Annotated in this window: 23 protein-coding genes and 1 pseudogene; 13 read left to right on the top strand and 11 right to left on the bottom strand. The window is 47.8% G+C overall.

The window, feature by feature from the left end:
- Positions 1-51: 51 nt before the first annotated feature.
- The 3 genes from crn3 (ACFW2W_RS02955) to ACFW2W_RS02945 all read right to left on the bottom strand — a co-directional run bounded on the left by crn3 (ACFW2W_RS02955) (position 52) and on the right by ACFW2W_RS02945 (position 2,062).
- Positions 52-954 carry a CRISPR-associated ring nuclease Crn3/Csx3 gene (gene crn3, locus ACFW2W_RS02955; protein WP_378173119.1) on the bottom strand — a complete coding sequence of 301 codons (903 nt, stop codon included), beginning with the start codon at positions 952-954 and terminating at the stop codon, positions 52-54.
- A gap of 21 nt (positions 955-975) precedes the next feature.
- Positions 976-1,305 carry a CRISPR-associated ring nuclease Crn3/Csx3 gene (gene crn3, locus ACFW2W_RS02950; RefSeq protein ID WP_378173116.1) on the bottom strand — a complete coding sequence of 110 codons (330 nt, stop codon included), beginning with the start codon at positions 1,303-1,305 and terminating at the stop codon, positions 976-978.
- 166 nt (positions 1,306-1,471) lie between these two features.
- Complete coding sequence (locus ACFW2W_RS02945; RefSeq protein ID WP_378173113.1) at positions 1,472-2,062, bottom strand: Uma2 family endonuclease; 591 nt, start codon at positions 2,060-2,062, stop codon at positions 1,472-1,474.
- Between the two features lie 165 nt (positions 2,063-2,227).
- Between ACFW2W_RS02945 and ACFW2W_RS02940 the strand changes: the two genes are divergently transcribed.
- Positions 2,228-3,340 carry a putative CRISPR-associated protein gene (locus tag ACFW2W_RS02940; protein WP_378173110.1) on the top strand — a complete coding sequence of 371 codons (1,113 nt, stop codon included), beginning with the start codon at positions 2,228-2,230 and terminating at the stop codon, positions 3,338-3,340.
- A 388-nt stretch (positions 3,341-3,728) separates the two neighbouring features.
- On the opposite strand, the gene ACFW2W_RS02935 is transcribed toward ACFW2W_RS02940, so the two are convergent.
- On the bottom strand, positions 3,729-4,595 hold the full coding sequence (locus ACFW2W_RS02935; protein WP_378173108.1) for a hypothetical protein: 867 nt from the start codon (positions 4,593-4,595) through the stop codon (positions 3,729-3,731).
- 109 nt (positions 4,596-4,704) lie between these two features.
- On the opposite strand from ACFW2W_RS02935, the gene ACFW2W_RS02930 reads away from it, so the two are divergent.
- Positions 4,705-4,833, top strand: a complete 129-nt coding sequence (locus tag ACFW2W_RS02930; RefSeq protein ID WP_378173106.1) for a hypothetical protein — start codon at positions 4,705-4,707, stop codon at positions 4,831-4,833.
- Positions 4,834-4,929: 96 nt separating this feature from the next.
- On the opposite strand, the pseudogene ACFW2W_RS02925 reads toward ACFW2W_RS02930, so the two are convergent.
- Positions 4,930-5,760: pseudogene (locus ACFW2W_RS02925) on the bottom strand (IS1 family transposase).
- 142 nt (positions 5,761-5,902) lie between these two features.
- Between ACFW2W_RS02925 and ACFW2W_RS02920 the strand changes: the two are divergent.
- The gene (locus ACFW2W_RS02920) at positions 5,903-6,349 is read left to right on the top strand and encodes a hypothetical protein (RefSeq protein WP_378173104.1); all 447 of its coding nucleotides are present in this window, start codon (positions 5,903-5,905) and stop codon (positions 6,347-6,349) included.
- 42 nt (positions 6,350-6,391) lie between these two features.
- On the opposite strand, the gene ACFW2W_RS02915 is transcribed toward ACFW2W_RS02920, so the two are convergent.
- Positions 6,392-7,123: a carbonic anhydrase gene (locus ACFW2W_RS02915; RefSeq protein WP_378173102.1), complete on the bottom strand. Its 732-nt coding sequence runs from the start codon at positions 7,121-7,123 to the stop codon at positions 6,392-6,394.
- A gap of 220 nt (positions 7,124-7,343) precedes the next feature.
- Here ACFW2W_RS02915 and ACFW2W_RS02910 point away from each other — a divergent pair, with 220 nt between their 5' ends.
- A complete protein-coding gene (locus tag ACFW2W_RS02910; protein ID WP_378173100.1) occupies positions 7,344-8,777 on the top strand; it encodes a carotenoid oxygenase family protein in 1,434 nt (477 codons plus the stop codon).
- 378 nt (positions 8,778-9,155) lie between these two features.
- Here the strand turns inward: ACFW2W_RS02910 and patX are convergent, their stop codons facing one another.
- Positions 9,156-9,386, bottom strand: coding sequence for a heterocyst-inhibiting protein PatX (gene patX, locus ACFW2W_RS02905; protein WP_378173097.1), 231 nt, complete (start codon positions 9,384-9,386; stop codon positions 9,156-9,158).
- Positions 9,387-9,760: 374 nt separating this feature from the next.
- On the opposite strand from patX, the gene miaB reads away from it, so the two are divergent.
- The 4 genes from miaB (at position 9,761) to ndk (ending at position 13,694) form a co-directional block, all read left to right on the top strand.
- Entirely contained in the window at positions 9,761-11,125 is a 1,365-nt protein-coding gene (miaB, locus tag ACFW2W_RS02900; protein ID WP_378173094.1) for a tRNA (N6-isopentenyl adenosine(37)-C2)-methylthiotransferase MiaB, read from the top strand.
- Between the two features lie 44 nt (positions 11,126-11,169).
- A complete protein-coding gene (locus ACFW2W_RS02895) occupies positions 11,170-11,760 on the top strand; it encodes a hypothetical protein (protein WP_378173091.1) in 591 nt (196 codons plus the stop codon).
- 122 nt (positions 11,761-11,882) lie between these two features.
- Entirely contained in the window at positions 11,883-12,974 is a 1,092-nt protein-coding gene (locus ACFW2W_RS02890; RefSeq protein ID WP_378173089.1) for a D-alanine--D-alanine ligase family protein, read from the top strand.
- A gap of 270 nt (positions 12,975-13,244) precedes the next feature.
- Entirely contained in the window at positions 13,245-13,694 is a 450-nt protein-coding gene (ndk, locus tag ACFW2W_RS02885) for a nucleoside-diphosphate kinase (RefSeq protein WP_378173086.1), read from the top strand.
- A gap of 78 nt (positions 13,695-13,772) precedes the next feature.
- On the opposite strand, the gene ACFW2W_RS02880 is transcribed toward ndk, so the two are convergent.
- Positions 13,773-14,489 (bottom strand): TerC family protein, encoded by a 717-nt coding sequence (locus ACFW2W_RS02880; RefSeq protein WP_378173083.1) that lies wholly within the window; start codon positions 14,487-14,489, stop codon positions 13,773-13,775.
- A gap of 255 nt (positions 14,490-14,744) precedes the next feature.
- On the opposite strand from ACFW2W_RS02880, the gene psaM reads away from it, so the two are divergent.
- Together psaM and ACFW2W_RS02870 are read left to right on the top strand one after the other, a co-directional pair.
- Entirely contained in the window at positions 14,745-14,840 is a 96-nt protein-coding gene (gene psaM / locus ACFW2W_RS02875) for a photosystem I reaction center subunit XII (protein ID WP_378173080.1), read from the top strand.
- Positions 14,841-15,087: 247 nt separating this feature from the next.
- Entirely contained in the window at positions 15,088-15,474 is a 387-nt protein-coding gene (locus ACFW2W_RS02870; protein ID WP_378173078.1) for a hypothetical protein, read from the top strand.
- Between the two features lie 40 nt (positions 15,475-15,514).
- Here ACFW2W_RS02870 and ACFW2W_RS02865 read toward each other — a convergent pair whose 3' ends face one another.
- Positions 15,515-16,231: a tetratricopeptide repeat protein gene (locus ACFW2W_RS02865; protein WP_378173075.1), complete on the bottom strand. Its 717-nt coding sequence runs from the start codon at positions 16,229-16,231 to the stop codon at positions 15,515-15,517.
- Between the two features lie 438 nt (positions 16,232-16,669).
- Between ACFW2W_RS02865 and ACFW2W_RS02860 the strand changes: the two genes are divergently transcribed.
- Positions 16,670-17,134, top strand: a complete 465-nt coding sequence (locus tag ACFW2W_RS02860) for a hypothetical protein (RefSeq protein ID WP_378173072.1) — start codon at positions 16,670-16,672, stop codon at positions 17,132-17,134.
- 10 nt (positions 17,135-17,144) lie between these two features.
- Positions 17,145-17,702 (top strand): glutathione S-transferase family protein, encoded by a 558-nt coding sequence (locus ACFW2W_RS02855; protein ID WP_378173069.1) that lies wholly within the window; start codon positions 17,145-17,147, stop codon positions 17,700-17,702.
- A gap of 89 nt (positions 17,703-17,791) precedes the next feature.
- Here the strand turns inward: ACFW2W_RS02855 and ACFW2W_RS02850 are convergent, their stop codons facing one another.
- Together ACFW2W_RS02850 and ACFW2W_RS02845 are read right to left on the bottom strand one after the other, a co-directional pair.
- A complete protein-coding gene (locus ACFW2W_RS02850; protein ID WP_190413748.1) occupies positions 17,792-17,929 on the bottom strand; it encodes a photosystem II reaction center protein K in 138 nt (45 codons plus the stop codon).
- 106 nt (positions 17,930-18,035) lie between these two features.
- Positions 18,036-18,380 (bottom strand): hypothetical protein, encoded by a 345-nt coding sequence (locus ACFW2W_RS02845; RefSeq protein WP_378173067.1) that lies wholly within the window; start codon positions 18,378-18,380, stop codon positions 18,036-18,038.
- Between the two features lie 163 nt (positions 18,381-18,543).
- On the opposite strand from ACFW2W_RS02845, the gene ACFW2W_RS02840 reads away from it, so the two are divergent.
- Positions 18,544-18,618: helix-turn-helix domain-containing protein (locus ACFW2W_RS02840; RefSeq protein ID WP_378173165.1), on the top strand; the 75-nt coding region annotated here is incomplete at its 3' end.

The raw sequence follows: 18,618 nt of genomic DNA, 5'->3' as shown, positions 1-18,618 counted from the left end.
CCCCATCGAGTTTCCTGTCCCTATTCCCTATTCCCCGTTAATTCCACACACCTAGCGAGTTAGTAATTTCAGCACCGCTTCCAGTAGTTCTTTCGGTATCGAGAGTGCCTCACCACGTTCCCAAGGTCCAGCAACGATTTCCAAGAACTTGTCATTGGGTAACACCTCAAAGCGCTTCTCCCGGACACTGTGAATCACAACTAAGGGTTTGAGTCCACCTCGCTTGCCGCAGAAGTCATGCCATTTAGAAATCTCCTCTGGCTGACTACTGATAATGATGTAGTGAGTACAACGGTGCAGCAGAACGACATCTTTTGGCTTAGGCATACCACCAAAATCTACCAATACTAGCTCCATCCCTTCACGCATACTACTAACAGCATTGGCATGATAAAGAAAGAACTGTTCTGAACCTTTGGCACGAGCACGCTTACTGAGTTCCTCTGCTAAGGGTCGATTTTTCATCTGGGCAAACCAGTTGCCTTCCCCATCCCACTGCGCCCGCTGCAAGAAGATGTTTTTGTTGGCTATTTCTTGCTTAAAAGTGTGGGCTAAAGCATAGCAGAGAACACTCTTGCCACTGTTTGGCGGTCCCCCAATTAAAATCGCCGAGCATTGTGATTTATTCACCAACTGAAACGCATCACCAGCGACCATCTCCTTGCAGCGGCTAGCTACTACGATAAATGACCCTAAAGGCACGCTGTAGCAGCCTACCCAAGGCAATGCTTGGCAGCGCTTAACCAGATAGCTGTATAGCCAAATTGGAGCTGAACCCCACAAGACTAACCCCCGGCTTTTGTCTAACTCAGCTGGCAACTCTAGCTCACTTAAGATAGCAGGCTTAAGTTCGGTTACAGTAATATCAATTTCTAAGCATTGGTAGCGATCGCCATTGCGATCGGTAACTTCTGTCACCGTCAGTTGCAACGGTTTATTGAGGCAGGCAACCATCGTCAATGACCTCCATAAATCCTAGTTAGGCAGCTTTAACTGGACAACAGACCCCACAGAAACTTTGGGTGTGTGGGTTTCTACTACTACAGCCCCTTCCAAACGAGGGTCGTAGCACCCCACCCAGGCTGTTGCATGACATTCGTGGACTAGGTAGCCATACAGCCAAATTGGTCCTCTGCCTTCAATCACAACACCTTGGCTTGATAGAATACCTTCCGGCAGTTTCAATCCCTTCAAGTCTTCTGGTTCGATAATGCCATCTAAGCTAGGAAGGTGGATTCGCAGATGCCCATAAGGCAAACCGTCTGCGGTTTGATGGGGAATAAGCTGAAGTTGAATCTTATTCATCAGTATCGGTAGACTCAGCAGTAGGAATATTGGTACTCTAACAGCTATCTGGAAATACCCCTTTCCGAAGAGTCCTGCCAATGACAAAATTGCAAATGTTTGGTAGTAACTAATCATGTTCCCCGTCCCCTTCCACAGGCTCAGGGCGTTCCCGACATCTGGGAGACTACCAAATCTCGCTGAGATCCAAAATAAATCTAGGTAATTCAGGATCGCCGCTGACACTATTAGGGTTGTCAAGACATTCCACTGGAATTCCAGGGCGATAAATGTAGATTTTTCGCTGTATGCGGTCAATCAGCCAACCCAACCTCACCCCATTGTCAATATACTCTTGCATTTTTTCTTGCAAATCTTTTAGGCGATCGCTCTGGCTGCGTAGCTCTACAACAAAATCGGGACTGATGGGAGCAAATTTTTTCTGCTGTTCTTTAGAGAGAGCATCCCATCGCTCCAGTCTTATCCAAGCAGCATCAGGGGAAATTTTTGCCCCGTTAGGAAGAGTAAAACCAGTGGATGAGTCAAATCCCTTACCCGTCCCATCCTGCTTAACCCAAACCCAAAGCTGTCCATTTAGACTAAAGTTTCGCTCTCCTGTTTCCGATCCGGTTGGCGACATAACTACCAGTTCCCCTGATGCTTTGCGTTCGATGCGTAATTCCCGATTGAGTTGACACAAGTCATCAAACCGCTCGCCTGTTAGATGGATAACTGGCTCCAGATGCAAAACTAATGAGAACTCTTGAAATTCAGGCATAGTACCATCTACTCTTAATTCTTCATTTTACCTATGCACTTAAAATATACCTTAGACTTCTTGCTCCCAGTCGGGAATGGGGTACTTCCAAGAAAGGAGTAGACTGGAAAACACGGGCGGCATTGATGCGCTCGAAGTCAGAAGATATTTTTAGAGGATATAAAGATGAGAAGTACACTCATTTGTACGGTCGGTACTAGCCTGCTTAATAATCTCAAATATGCAGAAGATGCCATTAAGCAGGTCTTTGAGGCACAAAACTGGAATCAGCTAGCTTTGCTACTGCTCGACCGAAAAAACTCTGACCGTTTGTGTGGTGCAGAAATTAACTCAATTACTAGTATTTGTGAAAAAGGATTACTAGCAAAACGAATACGTTTAATTTTTTTAGTCTCTGATACAGAAGATGGAAAGAAAATAGGTGAGATTCTCAAACTATATTACAACAATACTAATAATCCCCTGCGGTTCGAGTTTGTTGACGTGCGAAAGCTTGAAGGGTTACGAGATGATAATGTCAAAGCATTTAAGCAACAAGGCTTAAAAAATCTCGTCCGTGAGATTAGCAACGAAGTAAGGAATTTCTCGTCGGAAGCGATCGCTATTAATGCCACAGGTGGATATAAAGCACAAATCTCTTTCGCTGGCATGGTTGGACAAGCTCTAGAGATTCCAGTTTACTATCTATTTGAGAAGTTTTCCGAAGTGATTGAGCTACCGCCACAGCCTGTTGCTCTCGATTTGGCATTTTGGCTGAATAACTATGTATTGTTTGAACAGCTAGAGAACAGTCAAATCCTTGAGAAGTCACAAGTTGAGCATAGCCTTGAAAGTGAGTATTTCCAGTCTCTCATTGATGAAGAGGAGATGAGTGAGGGGGTATCAGTCGTTAGTCTTTCAGCAATGGGAATGCTGTTTAATGAGCGCTGTAGACTGCAATTTGCCAAGCAGGAGACTACGCTCCTCTCTTTAATTCCCAAAGATGAAACTAAGCCCGAACACAAGCCTATCAGCCTCAGAGATGACCACGGGAAAGATATTTTAGAAGCGTTCGCGAAAAAAATCCGTCGCTCTCTTTATGTCAAAAAGATTGTTAATTCTCTGCCCTTCAATCCGGCTCAGATTAACCCAATTCGGCGAACTTATCCTGATGGAATTGTGGAATTTGTGCTGACTTGGGAAGATAAAGGACTCGGTTTGTGTATTCAAACAACGGGACGCAATTTAGCGGAAACTAATAGCATCGCCTTACATCTACGAAAAGAGTTTGCCGCTTAATGTTAGGAGCATCTCAGTTTTGCTTTTGTCATATCCCTCTTCTGTCACTCTCCGGGTATAATTAATGCAGAAGTTAGAAGATAAAAACTCTACAACTGAGGTATAGCAATGGATGTAGAGCTACAAATTTTAAAACATTTAGCTTTCTTCTGCACACTCAGTAGCACCAATAATAGACGAATATTGTGCAGAGTATAAAGAGGTATTTAAAGAAAGAAATGATTGAGCTACGAACAGTCTGACAGATATGATAAGTGTTCAACCGAACTTGATATAACGAGTTTCCTAGTTTCTCTAAAGATAGTAATCTAGCGTCTAGTAAACTAGATTCTGGCAGACTAGAAACAAGATTTACATAGACGCATACGGGAGTTTCTAAAGTTAATTGTCAGCTTAAGTATTCCTCTTCCAGAAGTCCGAGAATTTTTTCTTCCAAGCTGGTGAGTCGCGATCGCTTGAGCCTTCCTAAGCCTTCTAGAACTCCCATAGCGGCAGATTCCAAGTCATGCGTTCTTAACCGGGTGATGCGCGAACAGATTTGTTGGGCTTCCCGGCATTCAGTGTCGGTATAGTCAAAAGATTCTAAATTTTCAGGTTTCACCGCAGGATAGTCTCCGTTCCAGGTGCGAATACAACAACTCAGAGCGCCAGCATTCAGAACTATACCCCAACAGCCGCTCAGCGAGCGCAATTCCCAATTGCCTTTAGCAACAATCTGGCAGATTTCGCCTTGGCGGTATGGATTGGGAGTGGGAGTACGTTCTTTGATGCGCTCTACTATACTTTTTACAACCCTTCCCGATGGGACTTTCCCACCAGATGACTCCACCGATTCAAGCCAAACCTGGCGGTACTCATCTGGGGTCAGACCGCGCATGTTCCTAACCTGTCGGTCGCTGGTCGGTAAAATTTGCCGACCATTGGTCGGCATTTTTTCCAGTTCGTCTACAACGTCTGCGGCAAATACCTTCAAGTCTGCTGAGTCGCGTCCGTAGCCGAACCGCCGCTTGCAGTATTCCTCCCAAGTTTTAGGTCGGTACAGCTTGCGAACGCGTAGTTCTCGCAAAGCCGCCCATGCTTCGTACAAGCCCCGGTCTACCTTAGTTTCCAGAAAAGAGCGGGAGCGTTCGTCATCATAAGTTAGTTCGTCACTCTCCACTATGAGGGCGTCAATAGCTTTATTCTGTCGTTCGTTGGGGTGAAGTATGTTAGGAGTTAACTCTTCTCTTGCACCCTCTATGCGGGCAACAACCATAAAATGATTCTCCTCTCGATTTCTTCCAAATAGCTGTAGCGGCTCTTACTACGTCAAGTTCTTCGCTCTGGGGGTTTGAGACTTCAAGCGGGAGCATCGATTAAGTACTATGAAAAATAAACTTTTAAAAAACTATACGCCGGAGTCACGGATGAAACTATACGCCGGAGTCACGGGTGAAAAGGGGTCTTTATACGCCGGAGTCACGGATGAAACTATACGCCGGAGTCACGGATGATTGTTAAGATTCGTTACATTCGTGGGCTACTTGTTTTTGGAATGTTGAGACAACCGCCTGGGACGGCGGACTTCTGATAAAATTTTGGGTTGTGCCTCAGATAATGGTGGGGTAGGCTAAAAGATCATGCCAAGTCCAAGGTCGCAATGCTAATCCCGCACGTTGGGTGGCTGTTGTCTTAAACCGACTATGCTGCCAAATCCAATTGAAGTAGCTCACGACTAATCGGGTCGTCACCTTCGTTTGTTCCCACATCTTGCCAAACTTGTTTTGTCTACGGTGCCAACGTCCGGTTTGTTGTCTGACAATGCCATTCGTTCGCTCTAGTCGTTGCGTCTGATCTTTGCCAATGTAGTGGAGGATCTCAGGGGGCAAGACTCGCTCCTAGCCTCCCCAATCATCACTATTCCATTGTTTACAATCCGTTTTTCCCTCGCTGCTGACGACCAACTCTTCAATCAATTCATCAGTGTGTTTTCCAACTCTTGCAGCTTTAATCAGCCCACTGGAATCAGCTAGACTGACCCCAATCCAGCAATCCCCTACCTCGAATTCACCAGGGAGACATTGTTTTTGTTTTTTGCGACAAATGACCACAATTCGTCCCCACTGACTGCCTCCGTTTGCACCGCTTGAACCTGAGCGTTATGAACCAATTGAGCCTGCTGACTGGCTGCACGAACCAGGCTGACAACGGTGTTGTAGGCAAGTCCACTGGTGCGGCTAATGCCTCTGAGACTGCTCCCCTCACTATGAGCCTGTAAGACCTGCCGAATCTGCTCTTCACTCACATGGCGATGATAGTACATCGTGTCAAAGCGTTCGTTGAAGGTCTGCTTACACTGAGGGCAAAAATCCCGTTGGCTACCGTTCGGAGCAAAGCCCATGTTTATGGGTGCTTGGACAACCGCAGAGCCGACATTCCATAGATTATGCTTGGGAGTAGATGTTTCTCTAGTTTTAATCGACCCACCAAAACTTGACGCACCACCGGTTGATGCGGGGTGGAGCCGATGAGTTATTGTTGCGGATGTAAAAAGAGGCGCAAAAGTACATCAATACTCCTAAATTGAAAGCTTTATTAGAATGGGCGGAACAGGCAACCGCTGGCTCGGAAAGCGATATTAAACCTGTGGGGAAAAGGGCGATCGCCAACGCCAATGCCATCGCCAACGCCATCGCCTACGCCCGTAAACTTGAGCAACTAAAAATCTTTAAGGATGTAAACTTTACTGTGCTGATTGCCCGACTGGAAGCACTGAAAGCTAAAATTCCTGACGATCAACTCCCCTTGAAAGTGCGTCAGGAATTTGTCAACCGTCTCCTGCAAACCTTGCTCAATGCTTTCAATCTCAGCTCAGAAATGGTCAATTTAACTGAGGAAGAAATAAAGGCATTCGACAATTATTTCTATGCCAATTACCTCATAACTCAGTGCAAACAAGCAGCAGTGCGGGTATCACCCAAAACCTGGGAAGAGATAGAGGAGAGAATGCTGCTGGCTCCTAATAATTGAAATTGCAGATACCAGCAGATAAACGCTTGATAACCCACACTTTTATCGCGCAGCAGAACCTCTGTAAATTCGTTCTGCTTGCTCAGGGGATAACAACATTGAGGCAACTCGCTCAGGATGAGACTCTACTGACTCATCCTGATTGGTGGAAAGCTGGCTGTAGAGTGGCAGATACTCCTGACGAATCGGATCGTACCCCCAAACATCTCCCGTTTCGATGTGATAAATCCAGGCGTGGAGAGACAGTTTGCCTCGGTGAAGTTTAGCGCGAATCACTGGATAAGTCCGCAGATTTTCGATTTGCGTTAGCACGTTTTCAGCAATCGTGGCTTCCAGAAGTTCTTCACCCGCAAGCTCTGTGTAGTTTTCTTTAATCAGCCTACGTGTCGCTTCTGCGTGCTTTAACCATTCGTAAACCAAGGGCATCTCTGCCGCCAAACCGCTCAATTTTAACAGCCCCTTCATGGCACCGCAGTGAGAGTGACCGCAGACAACAATTTGCTGAATATCTAACGCATGAACGGCGTATTCAACTGTTGCGCCTTCGCCACCATTGGTTGCACCAAACGGCGGAATCAGGTTGCCAGCATTGCGGATGACAAACAGTTCGCCGACAGCCGCTTGAGTAATCAAATTCGGATCGATGCGAGAATCAGAGCAGGCGATGAACAGCACCCTCGGTTTCTGACCGTGAGCGAGTTGCTCAAACAATTCCTGGTGTTCGCTGAAGTAGTTGCTTTGAAACTCACGCAGCCCTCTAATCAGTTTCTTCATATAAAGCTAATTTTTGCTCTAGCGATCGCGATCCCTTCCCTCTAAATCATAGGAGAGCGCGAACCACCAGGTCGGCGCAACGCGCGAACTGACAAGTCAGCGCAACGCGATCGCACTTCCGAAAGATAGCAGCACTCCCGCAAAATCGTTCACACTAAAGAAGGAACTTGCTTAACATTACTTAATTTTATCAAGTTTCGGTGCCTTCTATTCCTGAACCATGACAACAGTCACGAAACCGTCAACCCGTAAAGCTTGGGCAAAAGCGATCGCCCAACCTGCACAAGAATTTCCCCTCACTCCCCTCCCACTCCTTTCTGGCAAAATACCGGAAGGTTTGCGCGGCACCCTCTACCGCAACGGCCCCGCCCGATTAGAACGTGGCGGCATCCGGGTGGGACACTGGTTTGATGGGGATGGTGCAATTCTGGGGGTGCAGTTCACCGATGCCGGTGCCTCTGGTGTCTATCGCTACGTCCACTCAGAGGGATACCAAGAGGAAGCCAAAGCGAATCAATTGCTCTATGGCAACTATGGCATGACCGCACCAGGCCCGATCTGGAATCAATGGCTCAAACCGATTAAGAATGCCGCCAATACCTCAGTACTGGCTTTGCCGGATAAACTGCTGGCACTGTGGGAAGGCGGCAAACCCCACGCCCTCGACCTGCAAACCCTGGAAACTTGGGGATTAGATAATTTATCGGAACTGGGTGACGGATTACATTATTCCGCTCATCCCAAGCGCGACGCCCAGACTGGGGAAATTTTTAACTTTGGGGTTTCACCCGGACTGAATGCAACGCTGAATATTTACAAAAGTGACTCCACAGGCAAGATTCTGCAAAAGGTGGCAGTTCCACTAGATGGCATCCCAGTGGTGCATGATTTTGTTTTAGCTGGGCAGTATTTAGTCTTTTTCGTGCCGCCAGTGCGAGTGAACTTGCTCCCGGTGCTAACAGGCATCAGCAGCTATAGCGAGGCGCTAGAGTGGCAACCAAGCCTCGGTACTCAGTTTTTGGTTTTTGACCGCGAAACCCTCTCGTTGGTGAGTCGTGGCGAAACTGAACCCTGGTATCAGTGGCACTTTGCGAACGGCTATGTAGATGCCAGCGGATCGGTGATTGTGGATGTTGTCCGCTACGAAGACTTTCAGACAAATCAGTATCTCAAGGAAGTAGCGACGGGTGAAACCCGAACTCCTGCCAAGAGTACGCTGTGGCAAGTGCATCTCAACCCGGCAATTAGTCAGGTAACAAGCATACAAGAAGTCTTAGATCGGCACTGTGAGTTCCCGGTTGTGCCACAGCATCTGGTTGGTCAAGCTTCGCCCCATACCTATCTATCAGTACATCGGCAGGGTGTAGAGATTAGCCAAGAACAATTTGGGGCGATCGCTCGTTTTGACCCCAAAACTGGCACCCTAGAGGAAGCAGATTTGGGTGATAATCGCTATCCCTCAGAACCCATCTATGCCCCAGATGCCCTGAATCCCGAACAGGGTTGGGTATTAACGGTGGTGTATGACGGCAACACCGATACCAGCGAAGTCTGGATTATGAATAGCGATCGCCTTTCGGAGCAACCCGCGTGCCGTTTGGGATTACCCAGTGTGATTCCCCATAGCTTCCACGGCACCTGGAAACCAGCCTAGCGGTCTATCAACGTTGTTTTGAGTTTTGTAGAGGCACTCTTGTGCGCCCCTACAAAACTCAAAACAGGATTGACACCGCACTCAAGGCGCGAAATCTCGCCTTTCTCTATCATCCGGGACTCCTTGATTAACCCAGAGAGCGATCGCCCTCTTCGCTGATTTTCAGAGTTACATCTACAATTTTTTGGCTAAGTAATTATCTAATTTTCCTAAAATAAGGCAAAGTAGGTGAATCCAAAAATATCATATAAAAAGCCCGTTTTATTCAAGAAAACGGGCTTTTAGAATTCGGCGATTATTTGGCTGATGTTGACTGTTTTAATCCTCGTAGAAACCAGAAAAACCGACCTGTGGAACTGTGCGCTCCTGGGTTGACTTCTATGTCAAGTTAAGTTGAAACAACCTCCTCATAGCAGCTTCAGAATTTCCTTCTCCTCTTCGTCCGCTACCGCGATGGGCGCTGTCCTGACTTGAATCATGAGTAAATAAGTATTTTTGGGCTGAATCTGCTTGGTGCAAATTTCCTGAGCGATCCCGAACGTTTGGGAAATTCACCGCTAAGCCAGTAACTAACAGGCTTGATAAGAGGAGGGAGCTGTAAAGGCGCATAGTAGATGTCTCGTCAGAGCTTCTATTGCCTGATTCGGACTCTATGATGCATAATCAGGATAAAATTGCAAAACAATCTGAATAACTGATTTGGGAAGGCTGTAATTTATTTCTTAATTCGTAGAATAAACGCCCTAATTTGTTGCCAGAATTTTTTACAAGCGTCAGAAAATATATGGCTCTTGCCTAAAGGTGCAAGAAGTTCGCCGACTCATTGCGGCTTGGGCACCGTGGGAGCAATTGGCTGAGAGCTTTCGCAACGTTTACAGGCAATTCTTGCAGTTTTAGATGTAAAGACGCGATAGCTGTATTCTCCAGATAGGTACTATAGATATACAGTTCCGATTACTTTCATTGATTTGTTGTAGCCGTCCATGACCACTTCTCCCCGCCGGTATCACATCACCACCTTTGGCTGCCAGATGAACAAAGCCGACTCAGAGCGTATGGCTGGCATTCTGGAAAATATGGGCTTTGAATGGTCAGAAGAACCTGAAAATGCAAACCTGATCCTCTACAACACCTGCACCATTCGGGATAACGCCGAGCAAAAAGTTTATTCCTATCTAGGCAGACAGGCGAAGCGCAAGCACGAGCAACCAGATTTGACACTGGTTGTGGCTGGTTGCGTCGCTCAGCAGGAAGGGGAAGCACTGTTGCGGCGGGTGCCAGAATTAGACTTAGTAATGGGACCGCAACACGCCAATCGCCTCCAAGATTTGCTGGAGCAAGTTTTCAACGGCAATCAGGTGGTGGCGACTGAGGCAGTTGATATCATTGAAGACATCACCAAGCCGCGCCGCGACAGTAGGGTGACAGCTTGGGTGAATGTAATTTACGGCTGCAATGAACGCTGTACTTACTGCGTGGTTCCCAACGTTCGTGGCGTCGAGCAATCGCGGACTCCAGAAGCGATTCGCGCCGAAATGGAGGAAGTGGGGCGTCAAGGATATAAGGAAATCACCCTGCTGGGGCAAAATATCGACGCTTACGGGCGGGATTTACCAGGAATTACGGCAGAAGGGCGTCACCAGAATACGCTCACAGACTTGCTGTACTACGTTCATGATGTGCCGGGAATTGAGCGAATTCGCTTTGCAACTAGCCATCCCCGCTATTTCACCGAAAGATTAATTCGAGCTTGTGCCGAATTGCCCAAGGTGTGCGAACATTTCCACATTCCCTTCCAGTCGGGAGATAACGACATTCTGAAGGCAATGGCACGGGGTTATACCCATGAGAAATATCGCCGCATCATTGACACGATTCGCCGGTATATGCCAGATGCCTCGATTAGTGCAGATGCGATTGTCGGCTTTCCTGGAGAAACCGAGGAACAGTTTGAGAATACGCTGCGGCTGGTGGAAGAGATTGGTTTTGACCTGTTAAATACGGCTGCATATTCTCCGCGTCCGGGAACACCAGCAGCCCTGTGGGAGAATCAGCTGAGCGAACAGGTAAAAAGCGATCGCCTTCAACGTCTCAATCACTTAGTTTCAATTAAAGCAGCTCAAGCGTCGCAGCGTTACTTCGGTCGCATCGAAGAAGTCTTGGTAGAAGATCAAAATGCCAAAGATCCCACCCAAGTGATGGGGCGCACGCGGGGCAACCGTCTCACCTTCTTTACCGGTAACATTGCCGAACTCAAAGGTCAAGTGGTGAAAGTCAAAATCACAGAAGTTCGCGCTTTTAGTTTGACCGGAGAACCAATGGAAGTGCATCAGCCAGTGCCGGTATAAGATTTTTAGGTGGCTCAGAGGATTTCGCGGTGCTAGCATCTGCTATGAAAACATTTATCACCTTGTGGAAACTTGAAGTAAATTCCCGCCTCCCACTCCTCCGGCGAGACTTACAAGAAGCGGTTTATCTTCCCCCTCGAATTGCTTACACCTTATACAACACTCTGATATTGGTGTATTGGACGGCAATTGCGGCTGGAAGCATTGCTTGGTTGACTTGCCGCTTTACTTACTTACTCGGTGTTAGCACTCGTCAACTGATTCTTCCGAAACAGGAATCGCTTCAGCTCAAGGGTAAAAAACCCCCGATTCAGGCAATTCAGACTTCCGCAGCCACGGCACCCCTCCCCACCGCCAAACCAAGCCTCCAGACTTCCACAGCCACGACGCCAGTCGCCACGGCACCCACCATTCCGGCACCCACAGACACGACGCCAGTCGCTATCGCACCTCCAGCAGTGGAAAAAATCGCCCTCAGCGAGTTGACAACTACGGCGGCTCAAAAGGTCAAAGCAGCGAATCCCGATCGGGTAGTCCTGGCGCGACCTTGGGGCAGAGGATGGCGGATTGCCGTGCTGGAGCCGGAAGAAGCGAGGAGTATCCAACGCCCCTGGAAACTCGTTGTACGCTCCTGAGCGAGGCAAACAACACTGGCATCATAAGAAAGAGAGTAGAGGCAGTTCCGGTATCGGGGTTCGTCTCACGCCTCTAGGCTGTAGTAAACTATCGGCGGTGTGCAGTGTCAGGAGTATCACAAATGAATAAAATGCGGGTTGGATTGCTGTTTGGGGGTTGTTCGGGAGAACATGAAGTTTCGCTAAGTTCGGCACGAGCGATCGCGATCGCTTTGAGTGCCAACCAAAACAGCGCTAAGTACGAACTCCTGCCTTTCTACATCCACAAAGATGGACATTGGCAAGCAGGGGAAAAAGCTCAACAACTTTTAGCATCTGGAAGACCCCCGGAATCCCAACTCGCCTCAGAAAATTCTCAGCAACAATTACCCAGTAACGAAAACGCAACTCGTTGGCAATTTCCCCACCAAGCGGCTGAGGTAGATGTCTGGTTTCCTATTCTCCACGGCCCGAATGGGGAAGATGGCACCGTTCAGGGGATGCTTAAATTAATGCAGGTGCCTTTTGTCGGGACTGGGGTTTTAGGTTCCGCGATGGGAATGGACAAAATTGCCATGAAAATGGCATTTGCCCATGCCAGATTGCCTCAAGTGAAATATATCACCGTTAATCGATCGCAAGTGTGGTCGAATCCTAGTGTTTTCCCCAAACTTTGCCAACAAATTGAAGCGACACTCGGCTATCCCTGTTTTGTGAAACCGGCGAATTTAGGCTCATCGGTAGGAATTTCCAAAGTGCGATCGCTCTCGGAGTTAGAAACCGCCCTTGATAACGCCGCCAGCTACGACCGTCGCCTGATTGTGGAAGCAGGCGTCGTAGCGCGGGAGTTAGAATGTGCCGTTTTGGGGAATGACAATCCCAAGGCTTCCGTGGTTGGAGAAATTACCTTTGAAAGTGATTTTTACGACTACGAAACTAAGTACACCGAAGGACGAGCGGATTTAGCGATCCCGGCGAGAGTGCCAGATGCCATTGCCACTCAAATCCAAGAAATGGCTCTCCAAGCGTTTGCCGCAGTTGATGGTGCTGGTTTGGCACGAGTAGACTTTTTCTACGTTGAAGCCACTGGCGAAGTATTGATTAATGAAATCAATACCATGCCCGGTTTCACTGCAACAAGTATGTATCCCCAACTTTGGGCGGCGACGGGTGTTTCTTTCCCAGAATTAGTCGATCAACTGATTCAACTGGCGCTAGAACGGCATAACGGGTAGTAAACTTTTAACGCTCTCGGTACGCCAAGGGGGATTTGGGTGAGATTCTCAATCTAGTGGTGTCAAAGCAATTGGATTTAACTCAAACAGGACTTACGCAAAGCTTATACATATAGCGTTTTGTAGGGGCAATCCCCCTGTGGTTGCCCTTACTATGTGGTGATGTGCGGCGAGTCCTATCAAAGTTAATCTTCGCGTACCTTTGCGTTAAAAAGCCTTCTAGTCTAATCTGTGTTTTGTATCAGTTTGTAAAATCTAAAGGAGATAAACTTGGAACGGACTTTTGTCATGGTCAAGCCTGATGGTGTACAGCGCCACCTAGCGGGTGAGGTTATCCGGCGTTTTGAAGCTAAAGGTTTTACTCTGGTTGGCTTAAAGTTGATGAGTGTAAGCCGGGAACTGGCAGAGCAGCACTATGACGTACACCGAGAAAGACCGTTTTTTGCGGGTCTGGTCGAGTTTATCACTTCAGGCCCAGTAGTCGCGACGGTATGGGAAGGGGATGGGGTTGTCGCAGCTGCCAGAAAAATGATTGGTGCGACTAACCCACTGACCGCTGAAACAGGTACAATTCGCGGCGATTATGGAGTCAGCATTGGTCGCAACCTCATCCACGGTTCCGACGCTATCGAAACCGCGCAGCGCGAGATTGCTCTGTGGTTTAAAGATGAAGAACTGGTCAGCTGGAAGCCGAGCTTGACTTCCTGGATCTACGAGTAAATAGCCAATGGCTAATCGCGAACGGCTCTTAAACAATAATGTGCTATCGGCGATTAGCCATTCCCAGTGCTTTTTTGCCTAACGTTGCTCTTCCTTCTGCTGACTCTGTGCGGTTTCCTCAGCGGGGATGCGCTGAGAAAATCCCCAGGCAAATATCACTCCAATACAGACGATGGTTAACCACTCTGGCGGCACTAAATCTGGTTGAATCGCTTTGCATAGCAATCGCAATCCTACAAGGGCAACGGTGATATAGCCAGCATCCTGAAGATGGACAAATTCATCGAGCCAACGGATGAATAATCCAGCCATAAACCGCAGCGTAATCACTCCAATCGTACCTCCGGTGAGAACCAGCCAGGTATCTTTGGAAACAGCGATCGCTGTAGTGACGCTATCAAGCGAAAAAGCTAAATCGGTTATGGCGATTATCGGAATTGCCTGCCATAGGGAAGTAAATCGCGGTCCATGATGTTCCCGACCTGACCCTTCATCGGAAGTAAAATACTGGAACACCAGCCAAAGCAGATATAGTGCCCCCAATAACTCAAACTGCCAGAACTGAATCACCCAGGTTGCTGTCAGAATTAAAGTGATTCGCAGGATGTAGGCAACTGCTAATCCGAAGTTAAGGGCGCGACGCTGGAGCGTGCTGTCTTCTAAGCCTTGGGCAATAGCTGCTAGGGCGATCGCGTTATCCGCTGACAGCACTGCCTCTAATACAACTAGAACAAGCAGTACAAGGGGAGCTTCAAGTCCCGGATTGAGCGGAGAGTTCAGGATTTGGTCTAGCATTCACGCAAGCTTCAAACTGGAACTATCAAACTAAAAGCAAAAATTAACTGGCTAAATTGTGCCAAAATGATTGCTGTCTTAACTAAGCTTAACCTTTGTCGGGAAAATTTAGTCGAAAATTCCCATTCATCGATCCAAACGGTGAAGCGAGAATTTTTACGCAGGTGTGTTGCATCTTGTTACAAGATGGTTATGTTGGGCATAATTTAGCCGAAATTGTTGAACTATAAACCTGAAATAAGGAGTTGGTAAACGATGTCGATATCCGATACCCAAGTGTATGTTGCTTTAGTTGTGGCGCTGTTTGCTGGCATCATGGCAGTCCGGCTATCAACGGAACTGTACAAGTAGATGTCACTCGCTGCTAGGGACTAGCCGCTGATGGCAAGAGAGAGTGAGGGGATGAAAGGGCTTCAGTATACATCGACTTCCCTTCTCCCGCTCCCTCTTACCCTAGTTTCTAGTCCCTAGCACCCAATACCTAGCTTCTTAATTCACTTGCAGCAACTCTAGGCAGGTGTACATCCCTTTGAAGCCTTTGACAGGCATCCATTGACAGACATAGTGGCGCAAGCGTCCAGAGTGGTATCCTGACACCATGAATGCTATTGAACCCTCTCAACCTTTGCAACCGGCACCAAGCCGCCGGATAGTTCCTCGGACGCGGCGACAACAGCGACGCCATCCTAACCGGGCGATCGCAATAGAAACAACAGCTAAATTAGCGGTAAATGTAGTGCTTTCATCGGCAGCGATCGCCGCTCTCGTGCAACTTTTGCCTTATCATCTGTCCCAGCAAGCAAAACTGGGAGAAATCCGAGAAGAAGTGAAGCGCACAGAAAAACGTGTCAATCGTTTAAGTAATAACTTCAGCCGCTACTTCGATCCCCAGCAAGCCAAAAGCGTGATGCAGGAACAAAGCCATCGAGTTGACCCCTCTCAGCGTCAAGTTGTGTGGCTGGATAATAATACGACTGATGAGTAAAAATTCAAAATATTTTAAATTTTGAATTTTAAATGGTTCCTCAAGCGCTGATCGGTTTCAGCAGTTGGTTCATCCAATTTTCGACTTGCAAGCGCAAGCGTCCAGCAGAACCAAAAGGAGTCAACACAGCCAGAGCGTTCCGATAATCAGCGATCGCGCAGTTCCAGTCGCCCCGCAGATGATAGGTACGACCTCGCTCTGCATAGATATTACCTTGTAGCTGACCTAATCCCAGCACTAAGTCAAAATTCTCTAACGCCAAGTCGTAAAGTCCCAGATCCCGAAAGGTGATCCCTTGGTTAATCCAAGCGCGAACGTTGCCAGGGTTGAGATCCAGGGTCATCTCGTAGTCGGCGATCGCTTCTGCCAACTGTCCCAGAGAAGCGTAGTAGTTGGCGCGATTGTTGTAAACACTGTCCAAGTGGGGATCGAGTTCCAAAGCCGTGTTATAGTCGGCGATCGCTTTATCCTTTTGACCGTTCTGGAAATAAATCAACCCCCGGTTATTGTAGTCAGCGGCACTGGTGGGGTTAAGTTCTAGGAGAGTCGTTAGGATAGCGATCGCGCCATTGAGATCGCCGTGTTGAGCTTTTTCCTGTGCTAAGGCGCGTAGAGAGCGAACGGATGAGTTTTGGTGTCCTCCAGATACCGAGGTAACTGGATGGAAACGCCTTGGAACCGCGCCGGTGGTCGATGAAACCGGCGAACCGTGTTGGTGTCTTGCCTGGTCTTGAAAATTGATTGCGCGAGCGTTCATAATCATCCTCAAGGGTACCTTAGACTTATCTGGAATCACTTTAGCGGCTTCCTCTCAGTTGCCGGGGATGTTTTGTGTCACTGAGTAAAGCGTCTTCCAGCAGGGGAGCGATCGCCTATACCTTCAATTCGGTTTGGATGTCCTTTATGAAATCTACAGTCCCAATTTGCAGCATTACTGAAACCATCTGTAGAGACTCGCCTTCATCTCGGATCTACCAGTCTGGGAGAACAGACTACTGTGAAGCTTGCAGAATTGGCATCGGAATATAAACTATGGATTTTGAGTTGGGGATGCGAGGGGAAGGCTTGTACAAGGGTGCAGGGGAAAATTTGAAGCGATACTCCCCACTGCCCCAACTGAATAGATGCTGGTAGAATGCAAGCGATACTTACGCGCTCTCGCTGGTGTTTTGCAATCGTTCATTAAAACCGTCCTATGACAACTGCAACTTCTTATCCCAATGCTGCCGATCTCGGCGAAGATGACTACCTGCTACTTGGCTTAGCCACTTGTTTCTTCAAGGAAGATGGCGAAGTCCAAGAAGTCAACATTATTGAACCCATCCCCTCAGCTGCTCTTGAAGCGATTCTTAAAGGGATTCCCACCTCTTACAAGATGGCTGTTGCGACCACAATGGGTGCAGTTATCGTCGGCGATAGCCTCCAGAAGCCAGCGGATTTTCCAGAAGAGGCGCAATTTAGCGATGAGTTTGCTTTTCGGGCGATCGCATCTGCTCGCACCTATAAGAACAAACCAGAAGCCAAATCCCATATTCCTCTAGGCGCTACCCGCAATGACTTTAACTATTCTGTCGAACGCAAGCGAGTGCTGAATGCTCAGCGCGTTGTCCGCAAAGAAGACAACGTGAAACAACACTCTCACACCCATAAGGTTCTTTAGGATATTTGTGATGTTGAAACTCTATGGCGGTGCCTTTAGTCGGGCATCAATTGTCAAATGGTATCTCGAAGAGTTGGGCGTTCCTTACGAATTCGTCCAGCTCGATATGCAGGCAGGCGCTCATCGGCAACCAGAGTACCTAGCGATTAACCCGATGGGAAAAGTCCCGGCAATTGTAGATGGGGATTTTAAGCTTTGGGAGTCGGGGGCAATTTTACTCTATCTCGCCCAAAAGTACACTAAGATGCCAGCCACTCTGGAGGAACAAGCACAAATCACTCAGTGGGTAATATTTGGCAATGCCACCTTGAGTACAGGGATTTTTGTGGAAGCAAATCGGGAACGCGAAATGCCCAAGTTGCTGACACCGCTGAATGAAATTTTGCAACGACAACCGTTCTTCTTAGGAGAGGAACTAACTGTTGTCGATGTAGCGGTAGGATCGGTTCTGGCTTTTATACCAGTGATGCTGAAGCTCGATCTGAGCGAATATCCAGCGATTGTTACCTATATCCAGCGACTCTCGGAACGTCCTGCCTTTCAGAAAGCGATGGGACCACAGCGTTAAACAAGTTTTAGGGATAAGCCTTGTGCCTACCCTGAATAATGAAAGGGCACCCAAGAGAGGTGCCCTTTCAATTTTTTGGCAGTTCAGGTTTACCGGAAACCCACAGATGCTTGCCAAACGAAAGCTAACAACAAGAAGAACACGGGGATGATCGGGAGAACGTCTACCAGGGGGTCAAAGAAGGAGTAAGCTTCCGGCAGTTTTGCCAACAGCAGCGCTGCTTCCATATTAAAATCCACCTTTCCAACACAGTTTTCAGAATTGACAAGTATCTTAACATGACTCGGCTGTTAGCTGGACGCGATTGTTAGCCTACACGGAAATTTACTTTTACTAAGCTGTGGCGATCGCTATTTTGGCAGACAAACCCGTCCAAAATTTCCAAAAACCCAGAAAAAAGTAGATAATCCCTAATAAGAGCCATACAAAACGTAGCGGTAAAGCGTAGATGCTGGAGGAACTAGGGGGTTCAACTACACCACGATCGGCTCGTTTCCAAGCAGTAAAAATAGCATCGCCTGAAAAATAATCTCCACACCGACTTGCCGCTAAAATTGCTGAAAACCATAAAAGGTGATGATCGCGATCTACCTTTCCAAAGAATTGGGGAATGCCAAGCGCATAGAACCCAATGAACGCAGTCAGCAATGCGGAGGTACGAGAAAAAAGACCAATCATTGCTGTAAAAGCGAACCCCCGAAACAACGTTCCAGAGATGGTTGCTAATGTCTCATCGAAACCTCGAGGGAAACCCTGCTGCTTTAGCACAGGGAGGGATAGCGACGGCGCGGTAGCGCCAATCTCTTAAGCGTCTCACAAAATATCTGGTACACTGTGAGACATGACGCAGAAAGCCTTCAAGTACCGCATCTATCCGACTCCTGAGCAAGAAACCTTGCTCAAGAGGACGATGGGC

The sequence above is a fragment of the Coleofasciculus sp. H7-2 genome, from assembly GCF_042747725.1.
Lineage (GTDB): Bacteria > Cyanobacteriota > Cyanobacteriia > Cyanobacteriales > FACHB-T130 > FACHB-T130.
Note: the sequence above shows the minus strand (reverse complement) of the source record. Positions and strands in the feature narration are given on the sequence as shown.

What these genes read in the sequence shown, in the direction of transcription:
- crn3 (WP_378173119.1), bottom strand. Translation starts at nt 954, where the DNA reads ATGGTTGCCTGCCTCAATAAACCGTTGCAACTGACGGTGACAGAAGTT.
- crn3 (WP_378173116.1), bottom strand. Translation starts at nt 1,305, where the DNA reads ATGAATAAGATTCAACTTCAGCTTATTCCCCATCAAACCGCAGACGGT.
- ACFW2W_RS02945 (WP_378173113.1), bottom strand. Translation starts at nt 2,062, where the DNA reads ATGCCTGAATTTCAAGAGTTCTCATTAGTTTTGCATCTGGAGCCAGTT.
- ACFW2W_RS02940 (WP_378173110.1), top strand. Translation starts at nt 2,228, where the DNA reads ATGAGAAGTACACTCATTTGTACGGTCGGTACTAGCCTGCTTAATAAT.
- ACFW2W_RS02935 (WP_378173108.1), bottom strand. Translation starts at nt 4,595, where the DNA reads ATGGTTGTTGCCCGCATAGAGGGTGCAAGAGAAGAGTTAACTCCTAAC.
- ACFW2W_RS02930 (WP_378173106.1), top strand. Translation starts at nt 4,705, where the DNA reads ATGAAAAATAAACTTTTAAAAAACTATACGCCGGAGTCACGGATGAAA.
- ACFW2W_RS02915 (WP_378173102.1), bottom strand. Translation starts at nt 7,123, where the DNA reads ATGAAGAAACTGATTAGAGGGCTGCGTGAGTTTCAAAGCAACTACTTC.
- ACFW2W_RS02910 (WP_378173100.1), top strand. Translation starts at nt 7,344, where the DNA reads ATGACAACAGTCACGAAACCGTCAACCCGTAAAGCTTGGGCAAAAGCG.
- patX (WP_378173097.1), bottom strand. Translation starts at nt 9,386, where the DNA reads ATGCGCCTTTACAGCTCCCTCCTCTTATCAAGCCTGTTAGTTACTGGC.
- miaB (WP_378173094.1), top strand. Translation starts at nt 9,761, where the DNA reads ATGACCACTTCTCCCCGCCGGTATCACATCACCACCTTTGGCTGCCAG.
- ACFW2W_RS02895 (WP_378173091.1), top strand. Translation starts at nt 11,170, where the DNA reads ATGAAAACATTTATCACCTTGTGGAAACTTGAAGTAAATTCCCGCCTC.
- ACFW2W_RS02890 (WP_378173089.1), top strand. Translation starts at nt 11,883, where the DNA reads ATGAATAAAATGCGGGTTGGATTGCTGTTTGGGGGTTGTTCGGGAGAA.
- ACFW2W_RS02880 (WP_378173083.1), bottom strand. Translation starts at nt 14,489, where the DNA reads ATGCTAGACCAAATCCTGAACTCTCCGCTCAATCCGGGACTTGAAGCT.
- psaM (WP_378173080.1), top strand. Translation starts at nt 14,745, where the DNA reads ATGTCGATATCCGATACCCAAGTGTATGTTGCTTTAGTTGTGGCGCTG.
- ACFW2W_RS02870 (WP_378173078.1), top strand. Translation starts at nt 15,088, where the DNA reads ATGAATGCTATTGAACCCTCTCAACCTTTGCAACCGGCACCAAGCCGC.
- ACFW2W_RS02865 (WP_378173075.1), bottom strand. Translation starts at nt 16,231, where the DNA reads ATGAACGCTCGCGCAATCAATTTTCAAGACCAGGCAAGACACCAACAC.
- ACFW2W_RS02860 (WP_378173072.1), top strand. Translation starts at nt 16,670, where the DNA reads ATGACAACTGCAACTTCTTATCCCAATGCTGCCGATCTCGGCGAAGAT.
- ACFW2W_RS02855 (WP_378173069.1), top strand. Translation starts at nt 17,145, where the DNA reads ATGTTGAAACTCTATGGCGGTGCCTTTAGTCGGGCATCAATTGTCAAA.
- ACFW2W_RS02850 (WP_190413748.1), bottom strand. Translation starts at nt 17,929, where the DNA reads ATGGAAGCAGCGCTGCTGTTGGCAAAACTGCCGGAAGCTTACTCCTTC.
- ACFW2W_RS02845 (WP_378173067.1), bottom strand. Translation starts at nt 18,380, where the DNA reads ATGATTGGTCTTTTTTCTCGTACCTCCGCATTGCTGACTGCGTTCATT.